The sequence below is a fragment of the Providencia alcalifaciens genome, from assembly GCF_020271745.1.
In the GTDB taxonomy this organism is placed as follows: Bacteria; Pseudomonadota; Gammaproteobacteria; order Enterobacterales; family Enterobacteriaceae; genus Providencia; species Providencia alcalifaciens_B.
Genome location: NZ_CP084296.1, coordinates 2577677 through 2591168 on the forward strand (window position 1 = coordinate 2577677; position 13492 = coordinate 2591168).

The following is a 13492-nucleotide window of genomic DNA, read 5'->3' on the forward strand; positions in this document are numbered from 1 at the left end:
TCCTTATCAGCCAACAACTAAGTTCAGTAATTTACCAGGTACGTAAATGACTTTACGGATGCTAACGCCTTCGAGGTATTTCGCGACGCTGCCTTCTTGTGATGCCATTTCCAGAACGAATTCTTGGTTAGCATCAGCAGGTACCGTAATACGACCGCGTACTTTACCGTTAACTTGGACAACAACCAGTTTAGTATCGTCGATCATGGCTTGTTCGTCAGCTACAGGCCAGCTTGCAAAATCGATATCGTCATTGTGACCTAATGCTTTCCACATTTCGAAACAAGCGTGTGGAATGATTGGCGATAACATCAGCGTGATAGCATCTAAAGATTCTTGAACTAAAGCGCGGTCTTGCTCAGTTTCTTGCGGAGCGCGAACTAACTTGTTCATAAATTCCATGACCGCAGCGATAGCGGTGTTGAATGCGTAACGACGACCCACATCGTCAGTCACTTTCGCGATGGTTTTATGTAAGTCGCGACGTAAATCTTTTTGTTCTGGAGTTAATGCGCTGATGTCTAATGGCTGAGTTGCACCTTTTTGTGCGTGTTCATGAACTAAACGCCATACACGACGAACGAAACGGTTAGCCCCTTCAACGCTAGACTCTTGCCACTCCAGAGTTAATTCTGGTGGCGCGGCAAACATCATGAACAGACGGACGGTATCAGCACCGTATTTTTCGACCATTAATTGCGGGTCAATACCGTTGTTCTTAGATTTAGACATCTTGCTCATGCCAGTATAAACCAGTTCATGACCTTCGCTGTCTACTGCTTTAGTAATACGGTTTTTGTCATCACGTTCAACAATCGCATCAGCAGGAGAAACCCATACACGATGACCATCGCTACCGGTGTAGTAGAAGGCGTCAGCCAGAACCATACCTTGGCACAGTAAACGTTTTGCTGGCTCATCAGAGTTCACCAGTCCTGCATCACGCATTAATTTGTGGAAGAAGCGGAAATACATTAAGTGCATGATGGCGTGTTCAATACCACCGATGTATTGATCCACTGGCAGCCAGTAGTTCGCCGCTTCAGGGTTCAACATGCCATCATCGTATTGTGGGCAAGTGTAACGTGCGTAGTACCAAGATGATTCCATAAAGGTATCGAACGTATCGGTTTCACGCAGCGCTGGCTGACCGTTGATGGTAGTTTTTGCCCACTCAGGATCCGCTTTAATTGGGCTAGTGATGCCGTTCATGGTGACATCTTCCGGTAAAATAACCGGTAACTGGTCTTCAGGAACAGGAACCACGGTACCATCTTCTAAGGTTGCCATTGGAATTGGCGCGCCCCAGTAACGTTGACGGGAAACACCCCAGTCACGTAAGCGATAATTGACTTTGCGTTGGCCTGCCCCAAGCGAAACCAGTTTATCTGCGATAGCGTTGAAGCCAGCTTCGTTGCTTAAACCAGTAAATTCACCTGAATTGATCAGGGCGTTTTTCTCAGTCATCGCTTCTTGAGATAAATCAGGCGTATTGCCTTCGGCATCTGCAATTACCGCTTTGATTGGCAGATTGTATTTGTGGGCAAATTCCCAGTCACGTTGGTCGTGAGCTGGAACTGCCATCACTGCACCTGTGCCGTATTCCATCAGAACAAAGTTCGCGACCCAAATTGGTAATTTTTCTTGGGTTAATGGATGAACGACATACAGACCTGTCGCCAGACCTTTTTTCTCCATGGTCGCCATATCCGCTTCCGCGGTTTTGGTATTACGGCATTCATCGATAAAGTCGGCTAATTCACTATTCGCTTTGGCAGCTTCTTGCGCTAATGGGTGACCTGCTGCAACCGCCACATAGGTTGCACCCATAAATGTATCTGGACGGGTGGTGTAGACAGTTAATTTCTCTGCGCGATCAGCAACATCAAAAGTGATTTCCACACCTTCAGAGCGACCAATCCAGTTGCGCTGCATGGTTTTAACTTGTTCTGGCCAATCTTCCAGTTTGTCCAAGTCATTGAGCAGTTCTTCTGCGTAGTCGGTGATTTTGATAAACCACTGAGGGATCTCTTTACGCTCAACTTGGCTATCACAGCGCCAGCAGCAGCCATCGATAACTTGTTCGTTTGCGAGAACGGTTAAGTCGTGTGGACACCAGTTTACTGCGGAGGTTTTTTTGTAGACTAAGCCTTTTTCATACAGCTTAGTGAAGAACCACTGTTCCCAACGGTAATATTCTGGCGTACAGGTGGTCACTTCGCGGTTCCAATCGTAACCGAAGCCCAGCATTTTCAGCTGACCTTTCATGTAATCGATATTGGCGTAAGTCCATGGTGCTGGCGCGGTGTTATTTTTAACTGCGGCACCTTCAGCGGGTAGACCAAACGCATCCCAACCGATTGGTTGCAGAACGTTTTTGCCCAGCATACGCTGGTAGCGGGAGATCACGTCACCAATGGTGTAGTTACGAACGTGGCCCATGTGTAGTCGACCAGAAGGGTAAGGTAGCATGGACAGGCAGTAGTATTTCTCTTTGCTGTTGTCTTCTGTCACTTTGAACGTTTGGTGTTCATCCCAGTGACGCTGTACTTTAGGCTCTATATCTTCTGGACGATATTGTTCTTGCATGGCACCGATAATCCTATGGTGAATAATCGCTACAGTTTAGTCTGTAGCAGGTGAATGTCTTTTCTATAAAATGGATCCGCATAGCATAGCGGATCACACATGAAAACAACAATGCCGAAAGCCATTGTGTCTGTAAAAAACGATGAATCGTCGATTAGATGAATTTACAGGGACTTGGTCTTGCTGTTTCAGCTGTTTGTTATATTTTGTGCTACATAGTGGTTGGCGATACGTTGATATTGCCATACGTTGATGAAACTAAGAACGCGCACAAAATAATAAGCGTATCGCCTATCATAATTCAATTTACTACCTAAAACTTGAACTATTTCAGGGGGAATTTGCTTTGTTCACAATTTTATTTGAACTTAGAACACGTTAGAGAATTTTTTAAGAGATTTCAAGCGCAGAAAAGTGACAATCAAGAAAACGAGGTGAATTTTGTGTGGGTAAGAAAAGTTGAGGGAAAAGTTGCAAAAAGCCCTGTCGGACTTTCTGCAACCTAAAGCGAGATTAATGTAAGATTTTTGCCAGAAAATCTTTCGCGCGGTCTGACTTCGGATTGGCGAAGAAATCCTCTTTTTTACTGTCTTCGATGATTTTACCTTCATCCATAAAGATAACGCGGTTGGCCACTTTTTTCGCAAAGCCCATTTCGTGGGTCACCACCATCATAGTCATGCCTTCATTCGCTAACTCCACCATAACATCCAGCACTTCATTGATCATTTCTGGGTCGAGGGCGGAAGTGGGTTCATCAAACAGCATGGCAATCGGGTCCATACACAGCGCGCGGGCGATGGCGACACGTTGCTGTTGACCACCAGAGAGCTGTGCAGGGAATTTATTGGCATGGCTTGCCAATCCAACCCGCTCCAGTAATTTTAAGCCTTTAGCTTCAGCGGTTTTTTTGTCGCGATTTAAGACTTTAACTTGCGCTAACGTCAGGTTCTCAATAATGGAAAGGTGAGGAAACAGTTCAAAGTGTTGGAACACCATGCCGACTTTTGAGCGTAGCTTCGCAAGGTCAGTTTTTTTGCTATTAACTTGGATATCGTTAACGAAAATTTCACCCTGTTGAATTGGCTCCAACCCATTTACTGTTTTTATTAATGTGGATTTACCAGAACCAGACGGCCCGCATACAACCACAACTTCGCCTTTTTTGACCTCAGTTGTGCAATCTGTGAGCACCTGAAATTGGCCATACCATTTAGATACATTTTTCAGGGTAATCATGAAACAGTCCTTTTCTTAAGATAATTCACCAGCATTGAAGCGCCGAAACTGAAAATAAAGTAGATGAGTCCCGCAAAGAGTATCATTTCGACTTGCGTACCGTCACGTTCACCAATATTGGTGGCGGTTCTGAAGAAGTCGGTTAACCCAAGAACATACACTAAAGAGGTATCTTGGAATAATACAATACCTTGGGTCAGTAATAATGGCACCATCGCTCTAAACGCTTGTGGTAATACGACTAAACGCATGGTTTGCATTTGGGTCATACCTAACGCGAGGGAAGCACTTGCTTGACCTTTCGAGATACTTTGAATACCTGCACGGATAATTTCAGAGTAGTAAGCCGCTTCAAAAAGACAGAAGGCTACCACTGCTGATATTAAACGAATATCATTTTTTGGTGATAAGCCTAGAACATTTTGTAATATGTTAGGCACAACTAAATAGAACCAAAACAGTACCATAACTAACGGGACTGAGCGGAAGGTATTGACGTAAAAGGCCGCCAGCCAACGCAATGGCTTAATACTGGATAAACGCATAACAGCCAGTACGGTTCCCCATAAAATCCCAACCACAATGGCCGCTGCCGTAATTTTGGCTGTGATAATAAAGCCATCCACTAAGAATGGGATGCTTGGCTCAATGGAACTCCAATCAAATTGATAAGCCATCTTAGCGTCCTCCTAGTGTGCCGGGTAAGCGCACTTTGCGTTCAAGCAAACTCATCAACAACATAATAATCAAGTTGATACCAACATATGCCAGTGTGATTGCGGTAAAAGACTCCCAAGCATGGGCTGAGTAATCGAGTAATTTTCCTGCTTGTGCCGCCATATCGACTAACCCGATGGTGGATGCGATAGCGGAGTTTTTCACCAAGTTCAGCATTTCTGAGGTCATCGGCGGTAAAATGACGCGATAAGCATTCGGTAGCAGTACATAGCGATAGGTTTGTGGCAAAGTTAGCCCCATCGCGAGCCCTGCATTACGTTGCCCTCTTGGCAGAGATTGAATAGCAGCACGAACTTGCTCAGTCATTCGGGCAGCAGTAAACAAGCCAAGGCATAGCATGGAGGAGAGGAAAAACTGGTAGTTAGGATCTAACTCCATTTTAAACCAGTCGCCGATGGATTGTGGCAGTAGTTCAGGGATCACTAAATACCAAGTGAAGAACTGAACAATCAGCGGAACGTTACGGAATAATTCAACGTAAGCAGTACCTAAAAAGGCTAAAAAGCGGTTAGGTACTGTGCGTAAAATACCGAAAAATGAGCCAACCAGAAAGGCGATGATCCAAGCGCAGATGGATAGCGTGACAGTGACTTCTAAGCCAGATATTAACCACCCTAAATAGGTGGTATTCCCAAATGGGGCATTCTCAAGGAATATCCCCCAATTCCAATTAATTGACATAATATGACTTCCTGTGGGCAATTTGATTGTCCCGAATACTGCGATAAGAGAAAGCAAGGCGGGAACGACCGCCTTGCGACTCCTACTTCAGTAACACCCTGTTTGTCTTTTTTATTAGTTTAATGCTTTATCGTTTGGTGATTTGAACAGCGCTTTCATTTCATCAGATAACGTAAACTTCAGATTCAGGTTCTTCGGTGGGATTGGTTGATTGAACCAGCGTTCAAATGATTTCTCTGCTGTACCAGATTTTTGTGCCGTTGAAATAGTTTCATCGACCAGTGCTTTAAATTGTGGGTCATCTTTACGCAGCATACAGCCGTAAGCTTCTTCAGTTTGCGGTTTTGCTACGATTTCCCAGATATCCGGTTGTTTCGCTTTTGCGCGCTCACCGGCTAATAGGGCATCGTCCATCATAAAGGCAACCGCACGACCAGATTCTAAAGTACGGAATGAGTCACCGTGGTCTTTTGCACTGATAATGCGCATCTTCATGTTTTTCTCGTCATTTAACTTATTCAGGAGCACTTCAGATGTTGTGCCTGAAGTCACAACCACATTTTTACCTGCTAAGTCGGCAAAATCTTTAACGCCGGAATCTTTTTTGGCTAGCAGTCGAGTACCGACAACGAAAATAGTATTAGAGAATGCAGCTTGTTTTTGTCTCTCTACGTTATTGGTTGTGGAGCCACATTCGAAATCAAATGTGCCATTTTGCAGCAATGGAATACGGTTTTGCGAAGTGATAGGGATCAATTTCACCTGTAAATCAGGCATATTGAGTTTCTTTTTCACTGAATCAACAATGAGATTGGAATAGTCTTGTGAGTAGCCAACAACTTTCTGGTTATTATCATAGTAAGAGAATGGCACTGACGATTCGCGGTGACCCACGACTATCACACCATTATCTTTGATCTTTTTCAGAGTACCGTTTAATTCTTCTGCTTGAACTGCGCAGGTTGCACCCAAAAGCATCATTGTTAAAACAAGCTTGCTGATACGCATAATTACAGCTCCTTTAGAACATCGGTGTCAATCCGCCATATTTCGAGGTATGTACTTTAGCGATACATTGCTCGATTTATTTTGGTTTTGTGGTGTTGTGTTTGCAGATGTTTCGTGAGGTTTTTATCATGACACGATCATCGGCTGTATGTTTTATTATTGTTAAAAAGTAATTAAAAAATATGAGTTTTGAAAACGAATTGTTTTAAATTCGGGAGCTATCTCCCATATTATTTAGGCAGTTGTGAACTGCAACACCAATAAAGAGACAAACCGCCGAAACTCGACTATCGCGCACCGAAAGTGTGCAAAATAGTTTCGTTTTGCTATTCATGTAAGTAGGTAGCAAGTTCCGTGCCGCTTTTCGGATAAAATGCAAAAAATAGTTAATTTTATAAATGAAAACTGTTTGTAAAGTTAGATGATGGTGCTTGTGTTGCTTATTTGCCTGTGTAAGATGTAACCTATTATTAACTTAATTAGCTAATTATTGTGAATTCAGGAAGATGATCTGAGGCAGACATGACGAGGTCGATGAAGCTAGGTAAAGGATTAGTGCTGTTTGCCTGTCTGATGGTGTTGATTTGTATGAATCAAAGAGCCGTCGGAGAGCGCTTATTCGCCTCAATGTTGACATCGACTCCAATACAGATTTCTGCGGTAGCGAATCAAATCCAACTTTCCTCAGCGCATTATCTTTCGGATATAAATGAACAAAATAGCAAGCCTGTGAAGCTTTCAACGTGTGAGTTAAGTTCCAAATCACTCTTCACTCTTGTTCCTGCTGTGATAGAGCCTCTCTTTTTTATATTTCTTTCTTTAGCGGCATTCGCTATCTTTTGCACTAGGCTATTTATATATAGAGCAAACCGTGAAGAGAGCCATTCCCCACCTGGCGTTCGGCGTCATCTACAATTCTGTAATCTTCGGGATTAGAAAGCCGCGGCTTATTGTTCGTCGCTGTTATTTATTCTGGAGGAATCATGCGTTTTTTTATTAATGCGTTAATTGTTTTATTGACTGTATTTTCTAGCAGCATACAAGCTGCGGATACAGGCTGGTTGCAACCTGCTAACACGGGGTTTATGACCGCAAACACACCGAGCCATGTACAGGTTCGCTTGCTGAGCTCTGCACAAAAAGAGGGCAAGGTCGATATTTTACTGGATGTAAAACTCGATGATGGCTGGAAGACCTATTGGCGCTCACCGGGAGAAGGGGGCGTAGCACCGGAAATAAACTGGTCTTCACCTGTCAAAACGGTGGAGTGGCTATGGCCAACGCCGGGGCGCTTTGATGTCGCGGGTGTGTCGACACAAGGTTATATGGGAGACGTGGTTTTCCCTATTACAGTCACCAGCAGTGAGCATCTCGATAAATTGTCAGGCACACTGACATTATCAACGTGCAGTAATGTTTGTATTTTAACTGACTACCCCTTTGAATTGGATCTCACTGAACCGGCTCCTGCGGATTTTAGCTGGGCATTTAATCAAGCAAAAGGTAGCGTGCCTGCGGTTAGTGGGCTTGTTGAACAAGCACAATTTGGCTTTGCTGGCAATAAATTGACGGTAGAGTTACAAAAAGCCGCCGATAATACATGGATTGACCCGCATCTGTTTACCGATGTTGTGGATGGCGCGAGCCTTGGGGTTCCATCCTTAAAATATTCTGGCAACAAGTTAACTGCCACCATTGATGTTAGCGATGACTGGGGCGGCGAAGCGCCTAATCTTGTGGGTAAAACGGTTTCATTTGTCGTGTCGGATGGTGAGTTATCTCAACAAATTCATGGCAATGTGGTGCCTTATACAGGTTCTACGTCTGGAGATGACAGTGGGCACGCGCTGGGTTTATGGCAGATAGTTTTATTTGCGCTACTTGGCGGTCTGATCCTGAACTTAATGCCGTGTGTTTTGCCTGTACTGGCGATGAAACTCGGCTCTGTCTTATTGGTTCCTCAAGGTGAACAAAAAATCATTCGTCGGCAATTCTTGCTCTCTTCATCGGGGATTTTAGTCTCATTCTGGTTATTAGCTTTGTTGATGACATTCTTGAGATGGGGACAGCAGGTTGTTGGTTGGGGAATTCAGTTCCAAAGCCCATGGTTTATCGGTTTTATGGTGCTAATTACGGCGCTGTTTACTGCGAATTTATTTGGGTTGTTTGAAATTAACCTAGGCAGTAAAGCGAATACGCGTTTAGCCACCGCTGGTGGGCAGGGTAATAGTGGGCATTTCTGGCAAGGGGTCTTCGCGACACTCTTAGCAACACCCTGTTCTGCACCATTTTTGGGCACGGCTGTCGCCTTTGCATTGGCGGCACCTATGTCGCAATTGTGGCTGATTTTCACTGCATTAGGTATCGGGATGAGCCTCCCGTGGTTATTGATTGCAGCATTCCCTATGATTGCGAAAGCGTTACCAAAACCGGGAACATGGATGCTGAAATTACGCGCTGTACTGGGCTTAATGATGTTGGTTTCCTGCTTATGGTTAATCAGCTTATTAATTCCCCATTTTGGTGCAATGACTGCTACCGTTATCGCTGTACTGTTTTTATTAATCTTAGTGTTATTTATTCTTAAGAACCGCGGGGTACGCGCGGCAGTTTTTCCATTCCTATTATTCTCGGCGCTGGGTGCTGGGTTTACTTGGATGGCGATAGACCAACAACAAGGTCACCAAACGCTAGCTGCCGATAAAGTACAATGGCAAACACTGTCTGAAAACGCAATCACACAAGCGCTGGCGGATAATAAACGTGTGTTTATTGATGTGACAGCCGACTGGTGTGTGACGTGTAAGGCGAATAAATATAACGTCTTACTTAATGACGAAGTCCAGCACTTACTGAGTGAGCCGGATGTCGTAGCACTGCGAGGGGATTGGACAAAACCTTCACCGGAAATCTCGGCATTTTTGCAACGTCGAGGGCAAGTGGCTGTGCCGTTTAACCAGATTTATGGCCCTAATCTGACAGAGGGGAAAATACTGTCAACAATACTTGATCGTGAAACTTTATTATCAATTATGACTGAGGCCAAAGGAGCCGAAAAATGAAAAAGACGATATTAGCTGTTTTATTTTCCTCACTAGTATTAGGGACAGCAGCGCATGCAGCGCCACTGACTGCTGACCAAGAAGCGCAAGTCCGTAAACTGGTACGCGATACATTAGTTGAGAACCCAGAGATCCTTGAAGAAGCGATTGTGGCTTTACAAGCGAAGCAAGGCGAAAAACAACAAGCGCAAATGAAACAGGTATTAAAAGATCAGCATGATGCCTTGTTTAATGACCCGACTAGCCCGCGCATTGGCTCGAAAGACGCCAAATTAGTCTTGGTGAACTTTACTGACTTTAACTGCCCATACTGCAAACGTTTTGACCCACTGTTAGAAGATATTGTGAAGAAAAACCCGGATGTTGCAGTCGTCATCAAGTACCTGCCATTTAAAGGGGAAACCTCGCTGGAATCTTCACAATTAGCGATGACGTTATGGCAAGAAAATCCAAAAGCGTTCTTAGCACTGCACCAAAAACTGATGGCGAAACAGGGGATGTTATCTGATTCAAACATCAAAGAAGCGCTGCAAGCAACAGGTAACGGTCAGTTAAAAGCGAGTGATAAGAGCCGTGCAGCTATCCGTAAAAACCTTGAGCTAGCTAACATGCTGGGTGTGAACGGCACACCGGCAACGTTAGTGGGTGATGAAATGATCCCAGGGGCTGTTGATGCACAAGAATTTGAACGCATCGTGAAAGAACAGCTCAGCAAAGCGAAATAATGGCGTGATGGGGAGACTCAAAAAGTGGTCAAAAGAGCTTATCGTATTAGCGGTGATTTTGGTGATCGCTTTTACGGTGATGGACTTTTGGCGTAAACCGCAAAGCCTTGCCCCCGTGTTATTAGAGCCACTTACCCTTGCAACGGGTGAAGTGGTTTCTATTGCTGAACTTAGCCAAAAACAGCCTGTATTAGTCTATTTCTGGGCCACATGGTGCGGTGTTTGTCGCTTCACATCGCCAACCGTTTCTGATTTAGCAAAATCAGGGGTTCCTGTGGTGACGGTAGCACTACGTTCGGGGGAGTCTTCTCGACTGTTAGCCGGAATGGAAAATAAGGAATTAGATTTTCCTGTAGTGAATGATACTAACGGTCAGTTGGCTGCGCAGGTTGGCGTGACAGCAACACCGACCTTTATGATTATCGATAAAGGCGAAATGGTGAGTTTTACTTCTGGCTGGACGAGTTATCTGGGGCTGAAAAGCCGTTTATGGCTCGCTTCGTTTTAATTAAATGCCCTTGGTATCAGCATCAAGGGCATTTTTCTTATCAAACTCTAATCTCAAACTCTCTCATCAAAATTCGAGATTGCGAATAAACCGATAGTCAGCCGATTGGGACTTTAAGCGATAAAGATTGGCTGGACGCCCGCGTTCTTGACGTTTTTCCCCGGTATCAATCAATAAATCCGCTTGGTCTAAGCGGCGGCGGAAGGATTTATTTTGTATGGGTTTGCCAATCAAAACCTCATGAACATGTTGCAGCTCGGCTAAGGTGAATACCTCTGGTAGCGCAAATCCCGGGACAATGGAATAAAGGGATTTCTGGCGTAAACGTTCACGGGCTTGTAAATAAAGCTGATAGTGATCGAAAGCCAGTGTCATGCCCTCAATTTCTTCAATTGAAACCCATTTAACAGAATGCACACTTTCAATGTGCGCTTCGCAGGCTTGGTGAGCAATGAGTGCGGTATAGCAGACCGTCACAGACCAGCCACGAGGGTCTCGCTCTGAATTTCCTACGGTACATAACTGCTCGATATAAGGAGGAACAACCCCCGTTTTCTCTTTTAACTTGCGATATACCGTATCGTCTAACGTGGCATCACAATTTTCATCAACGAACCCACCTGGTAATCCCCATTGACCTTTCTGCGGATAATTAGCGCGTTCCACGAGCAGCACTTTTAAGGTGTTTTCATGATAAGTAAATAATATGGTATCCACAGAGAGCAAAGGAGTTAAATAATCTCGTCGATCATAATTAGATAAAAACTCTTTTTCTGTCATGTGATTAAGATCCTTTCCCCTGTTTTTAGTCTTGCGTTAAATCATACGCGAAAATTTATTTAGTGTCATTAAGACATTTAATTGTTGACTTATTTGTGTCTATAGGACAATAATTAATTAAGGTCATAAGGACACTAATTGATTTCACAAAGAACTAAGTGGGGTAGAACATGTTAAATTTCAAATATTTCAAATCAGATTCATCGACATTCATTATTCAATCCATCAATGGGTCAGTACGTAAGCAAGGTAAAGGATTAAGTTTTTGGTATAACGCAGATAAAACGTCCATTGCGGCATTACCTTTGAATGCCCAAGAAGCGCCATTTATTTTTAATCTACAGACAGCAGATTTCCAAAGCTTGCGCATTCAAGGGCAAATTTCATTTCAAGTGAAATACCCAGAAAAAACAGCGGATGTCTTGAATTTTAACCTTGCCCAAGATGGTAAATCCTATGCGTCAGAAGATCCGTTAAAACTAAGTGATAGAGTGGTTCGTAGTGCCCAAACCGTCATCCAAGCAAAAACACAAAGTACCGATTTACGAGATGCATTACTTATGGGGCAACCATTGGTGATGTTGGTTTCTGAGCAATTGTCTGAGCATCCTGCTCTTGAATCTTTAGGTATAGAAATTTTGGATGTGGCGATTTCAGCTATTACACCGTCCCCTGAAACGCTCAAAGCGCTGGAAGCTCAAGCACGGGAATCGATTTTGAAAGAGGCTGACGATGCGATTTATGCGAGACGCAAATTTTCGGTAGAGCAGGAAAGAACTATCAAAGAAGCGGAATTAGAAACGGATTTATCAGTACAAGCCAAGCAGCAGCAAATTGAAGAAGCTCGGTTGGATAATGAGCGTACATTGCTGCGTGAACGGGCTGAAATCGAACAAGAAGAATTAATTGCACAGGTGAATCTGGAAGCGAAACGTAATGAACTGGTGGCGTTGAGTGTCGAAAATCAACGTACTCAATCAGAGGCGGATGCTTATGCCATCGAAGCTAAAATGAAAGCCTATAGTCAGTTGCCTGTAGAGAATTTGAAAGCGATGGCATTGGCGAAAATGAACCCAGAGCAGTTGATGGCAATGGCGTTTGAATCCTTGGCTCAAAACGCAGGCAAAATTGGTGAAATTAACCTCTCGCCAGATTTATTTGGTCAATTAATGAAAAGAGGAGCGAAACAATGAGCCAGCATGATGATGTCCGCTTTGTGTTAGTGATGCGAAAAACCCGTCTGCAGGAGTTAATTGAGCGTTTTAATACCTGGTCGCAAGCGAAGTTTTATCTTGAACATAATGATGTTGAAGTGAGTGATTACCTACTCGAACATGATGTGTATCAGCGGCAGTTAATCCAAGCAGAGTCGATTCTCAAAACGATGGGGCGCTTTCAATTACTGGAAAGAAAATTATTGCCTAGCTACCAATTTTCAGCGCGGGATATTGTGATAGTGATAGGTCAAGACGGCTTAGTGGCGAACACTCTCAAATACCTTAATGGGCAGCCGGTGATCGCCATTAACCCGGAACCGACGCGCTGGGATGGTAAATTACTGCCTTTTGAAATTGGGCAGTTACTCGACGTGGTGACGCGCACACTAACTGGAAAAGTGCATCAAAAATCCGTGACCTTTGCACAAGCAATAACTAACGATGGGCAAACGCTATTAGCTGTTAACGACCTATTTATAGGCCCTAAAAGCCATACATCTGCACGTTATCGAGTCAAATGGCAAGGGCAGCAAGAATTCCAATCATCATCAGGAATTATTGTCTCGACAGGGTTGGGGTCAACGGGATGGTTCCAATCTATTATTGCGGGGGCTCAGGCGATAGCAGGGACTCACTCTCATCCATTATCACAGGGATTTGGTTGGGATGAAAAACGGTTGCAGTTCAGCGTAAGAGAACCTTTTCGCAGTCGAACGACAGGAACAGAATTAGTGTTTGGCACCATTGAGCAAACTACGCCATTACAGTTAGAGTCTTTAATGCCTGAAAATGGCGTAATTTTTTCCGATGGTATTGAAGATGATTACTTAAATTTTAATGCAGGTTGCATCGTATCAATTGGGATTGCAGAAACGCAGGGATTATTAATTGGTTAGGTTAAAAAAATCCCCGAATCATCGAAAGAGATTTCGGGGATTTTAATCG

General features: G+C 43.9%; 12 protein-coding genes. 6 read left to right on the plus strand and 6 right to left on the minus strand.

The window, feature by feature from the left end:
• Window positions 1-6 precede the first annotated feature (6 nt).
• The 5 genes from leuS to LDO51_RS11880 form a co-directional block, all read right to left on the minus strand.
• On the minus strand, window positions 7-2589 hold the full coding sequence (gene leuS / locus LDO51_RS11860; RefSeq protein WP_225574725.1) for a leucine--tRNA ligase: 2583 nt from the start codon (window positions 2587-2589) through the stop codon (window positions 7-9).
• A 513-nt stretch (window positions 2590-3102) separates the two neighbouring features.
• Window positions 3103-3828 (minus strand): amino acid ABC transporter ATP-binding protein, encoded by a 726-nt coding sequence (locus LDO51_RS11865; protein ID WP_225574726.1) that lies wholly within the window; start codon window positions 3826-3828, stop codon window positions 3103-3105.
• A complete protein-coding gene (gene gltK / locus LDO51_RS11870) occupies window positions 3825-4505 on the minus strand; it encodes a glutamate/aspartate ABC transporter permease GltK (RefSeq protein ID WP_006660949.1) in 681 nt (226 codons plus the stop codon). The genes LDO51_RS11865 and gltK overlap by 4 nt, the downstream gene beginning before the upstream one ends.
• Window position 4506: 1 nt before the next feature.
• Window positions 4507-5247: an amino acid ABC transporter permease gene (locus LDO51_RS11875; protein WP_225574727.1), complete on the minus strand. Its 741-nt coding sequence runs from the start codon at window positions 5245-5247 to the stop codon at window positions 4507-4509.
• A gap of 114 nt (window positions 5248-5361) precedes the next feature.
• Window positions 5362-6255: a glutamate/aspartate ABC transporter substrate-binding protein gene (locus LDO51_RS11880; protein WP_225574728.1), complete on the minus strand. Its 894-nt coding sequence runs from the start codon at window positions 6253-6255 to the stop codon at window positions 5362-5364.
• Between the two features lie 522 nt (window positions 6256-6777).
• Here LDO51_RS11880 and LDO51_RS19910 point away from each other — a divergent pair.
• The 4 genes from LDO51_RS19910 to LDO51_RS11895 are packed head-to-tail and all read left to right on the plus strand — an operon-like array spanning window position 6778 to window position 10550.
• Window positions 6778-7191, plus strand: a complete 414-nt coding sequence (locus tag LDO51_RS19910; protein ID WP_423810933.1) for a metal resistance protein — start codon at window positions 6778-6780, stop codon at window positions 7189-7191.
• Between the two features lie 47 nt (window positions 7192-7238).
• On the plus strand, window positions 7239-9317 hold the full coding sequence (locus LDO51_RS11885; protein WP_225574729.1) for a protein-disulfide reductase DsbD family protein: 2079 nt from the start codon (window positions 7239-7241) through the stop codon (window positions 9315-9317).
• On the plus strand, window positions 9314-10042 hold the full coding sequence (locus LDO51_RS11890; RefSeq protein ID WP_225574730.1) for a DsbA family protein: 729 nt from the start codon (window positions 9314-9316) through the stop codon (window positions 10040-10042). Before LDO51_RS11885 ends, LDO51_RS11890 begins: the two co-directional genes overlap by 4 nt.
• A gap of 7 nt (window positions 10043-10049) precedes the next feature.
• Window positions 10050-10550 (plus strand): protein disulfide oxidoreductase, encoded by a 501-nt coding sequence (locus tag LDO51_RS11895; protein WP_225574731.1) that lies wholly within the window; start codon window positions 10050-10052, stop codon window positions 10548-10550.
• Between the two features lie 66 nt (window positions 10551-10616).
• Here the strand turns inward: LDO51_RS11895 and LDO51_RS11900 are convergent, their stop codons facing one another.
• Entirely contained in the window at window positions 10617-11330 is a 714-nt protein-coding gene (locus tag LDO51_RS11900; RefSeq protein ID WP_225574732.1) for an NUDIX hydrolase, read from the minus strand.
• Between the two features lie 170 nt (window positions 11331-11500).
• On the opposite strand from LDO51_RS11900, the gene LDO51_RS11905 reads away from it, so the two are divergent.
• Complete coding sequence (locus tag LDO51_RS11905) at window positions 11501-12523, plus strand: SPFH domain-containing protein (protein ID WP_225574733.1); 1023 nt, start codon at window positions 11501-11503, stop codon at window positions 12521-12523.
• Entirely contained in the window at window positions 12520-13443 is a 924-nt protein-coding gene (locus LDO51_RS11910; RefSeq protein ID WP_225574734.1) for a sugar kinase, read from the plus strand. Before LDO51_RS11905 ends, LDO51_RS11910 begins: the two co-directional genes overlap by 4 nt.
• Window positions 13444-13492: the final 49 nt, after the last annotated feature.

Coding starts and splice junctions, on each gene's coding strand:
- LDO51_RS11885 (WP_225574729.1), top strand. CDS start 7,239: ATGCGTTTTTTTATTAATGCGTTAATTGTTTTATTGACTGTATTTTCT.
- LDO51_RS11875 (WP_225574727.1), bottom strand. CDS start 5,247: ATGTCAATTAATTGGAATTGGGGGATATTCCTTGAGAATGCCCCATTT.
- LDO51_RS11900 (WP_225574732.1), bottom strand. CDS start 11,330: ATGACAGAAAAAGAGTTTTTATCTAATTATGATCGACGAGATTATTTA.
- gltK (WP_006660949.1), bottom strand. CDS start 4,505: ATGGCTTATCAATTTGATTGGAGTTCCATTGAGCCAAGCATCCCATTC.
- LDO51_RS11905 (WP_225574733.1), top strand. CDS start 11,501: ATGTTAAATTTCAAATATTTCAAATCAGATTCATCGACATTCATTATT.
- LDO51_RS11910 (WP_225574734.1), top strand. CDS start 12,520: ATGAGCCAGCATGATGATGTCCGCTTTGTGTTAGTGATGCGAAAAACC.
- LDO51_RS19910 (WP_423810933.1), top strand. CDS start 6,778: ATGACGAGGTCGATGAAGCTAGGTAAAGGATTAGTGCTGTTTGCCTGT.
- LDO51_RS11880 (WP_225574728.1), bottom strand. CDS start 6,255: ATGCGTATCAGCAAGCTTGTTTTAACAATGATGCTTTTGGGTGCAACC.
- LDO51_RS11890 (WP_225574730.1), top strand. CDS start 9,314: ATGAAAAAGACGATATTAGCTGTTTTATTTTCCTCACTAGTATTAGGG.
- LDO51_RS11865 (WP_225574726.1), bottom strand. CDS start 3,828: ATGATTACCCTGAAAAATGTATCTAAATGGTATGGCCAATTTCAGGTG.
- LDO51_RS11895 (WP_225574731.1), top strand. CDS start 10,050: ATGGGGAGACTCAAAAAGTGGTCAAAAGAGCTTATCGTATTAGCGGTG.
- leuS (WP_225574725.1), bottom strand. CDS start 2,589: ATGCAAGAACAATATCGTCCAGAAGATATAGAGCCTAAAGTACAGCGT.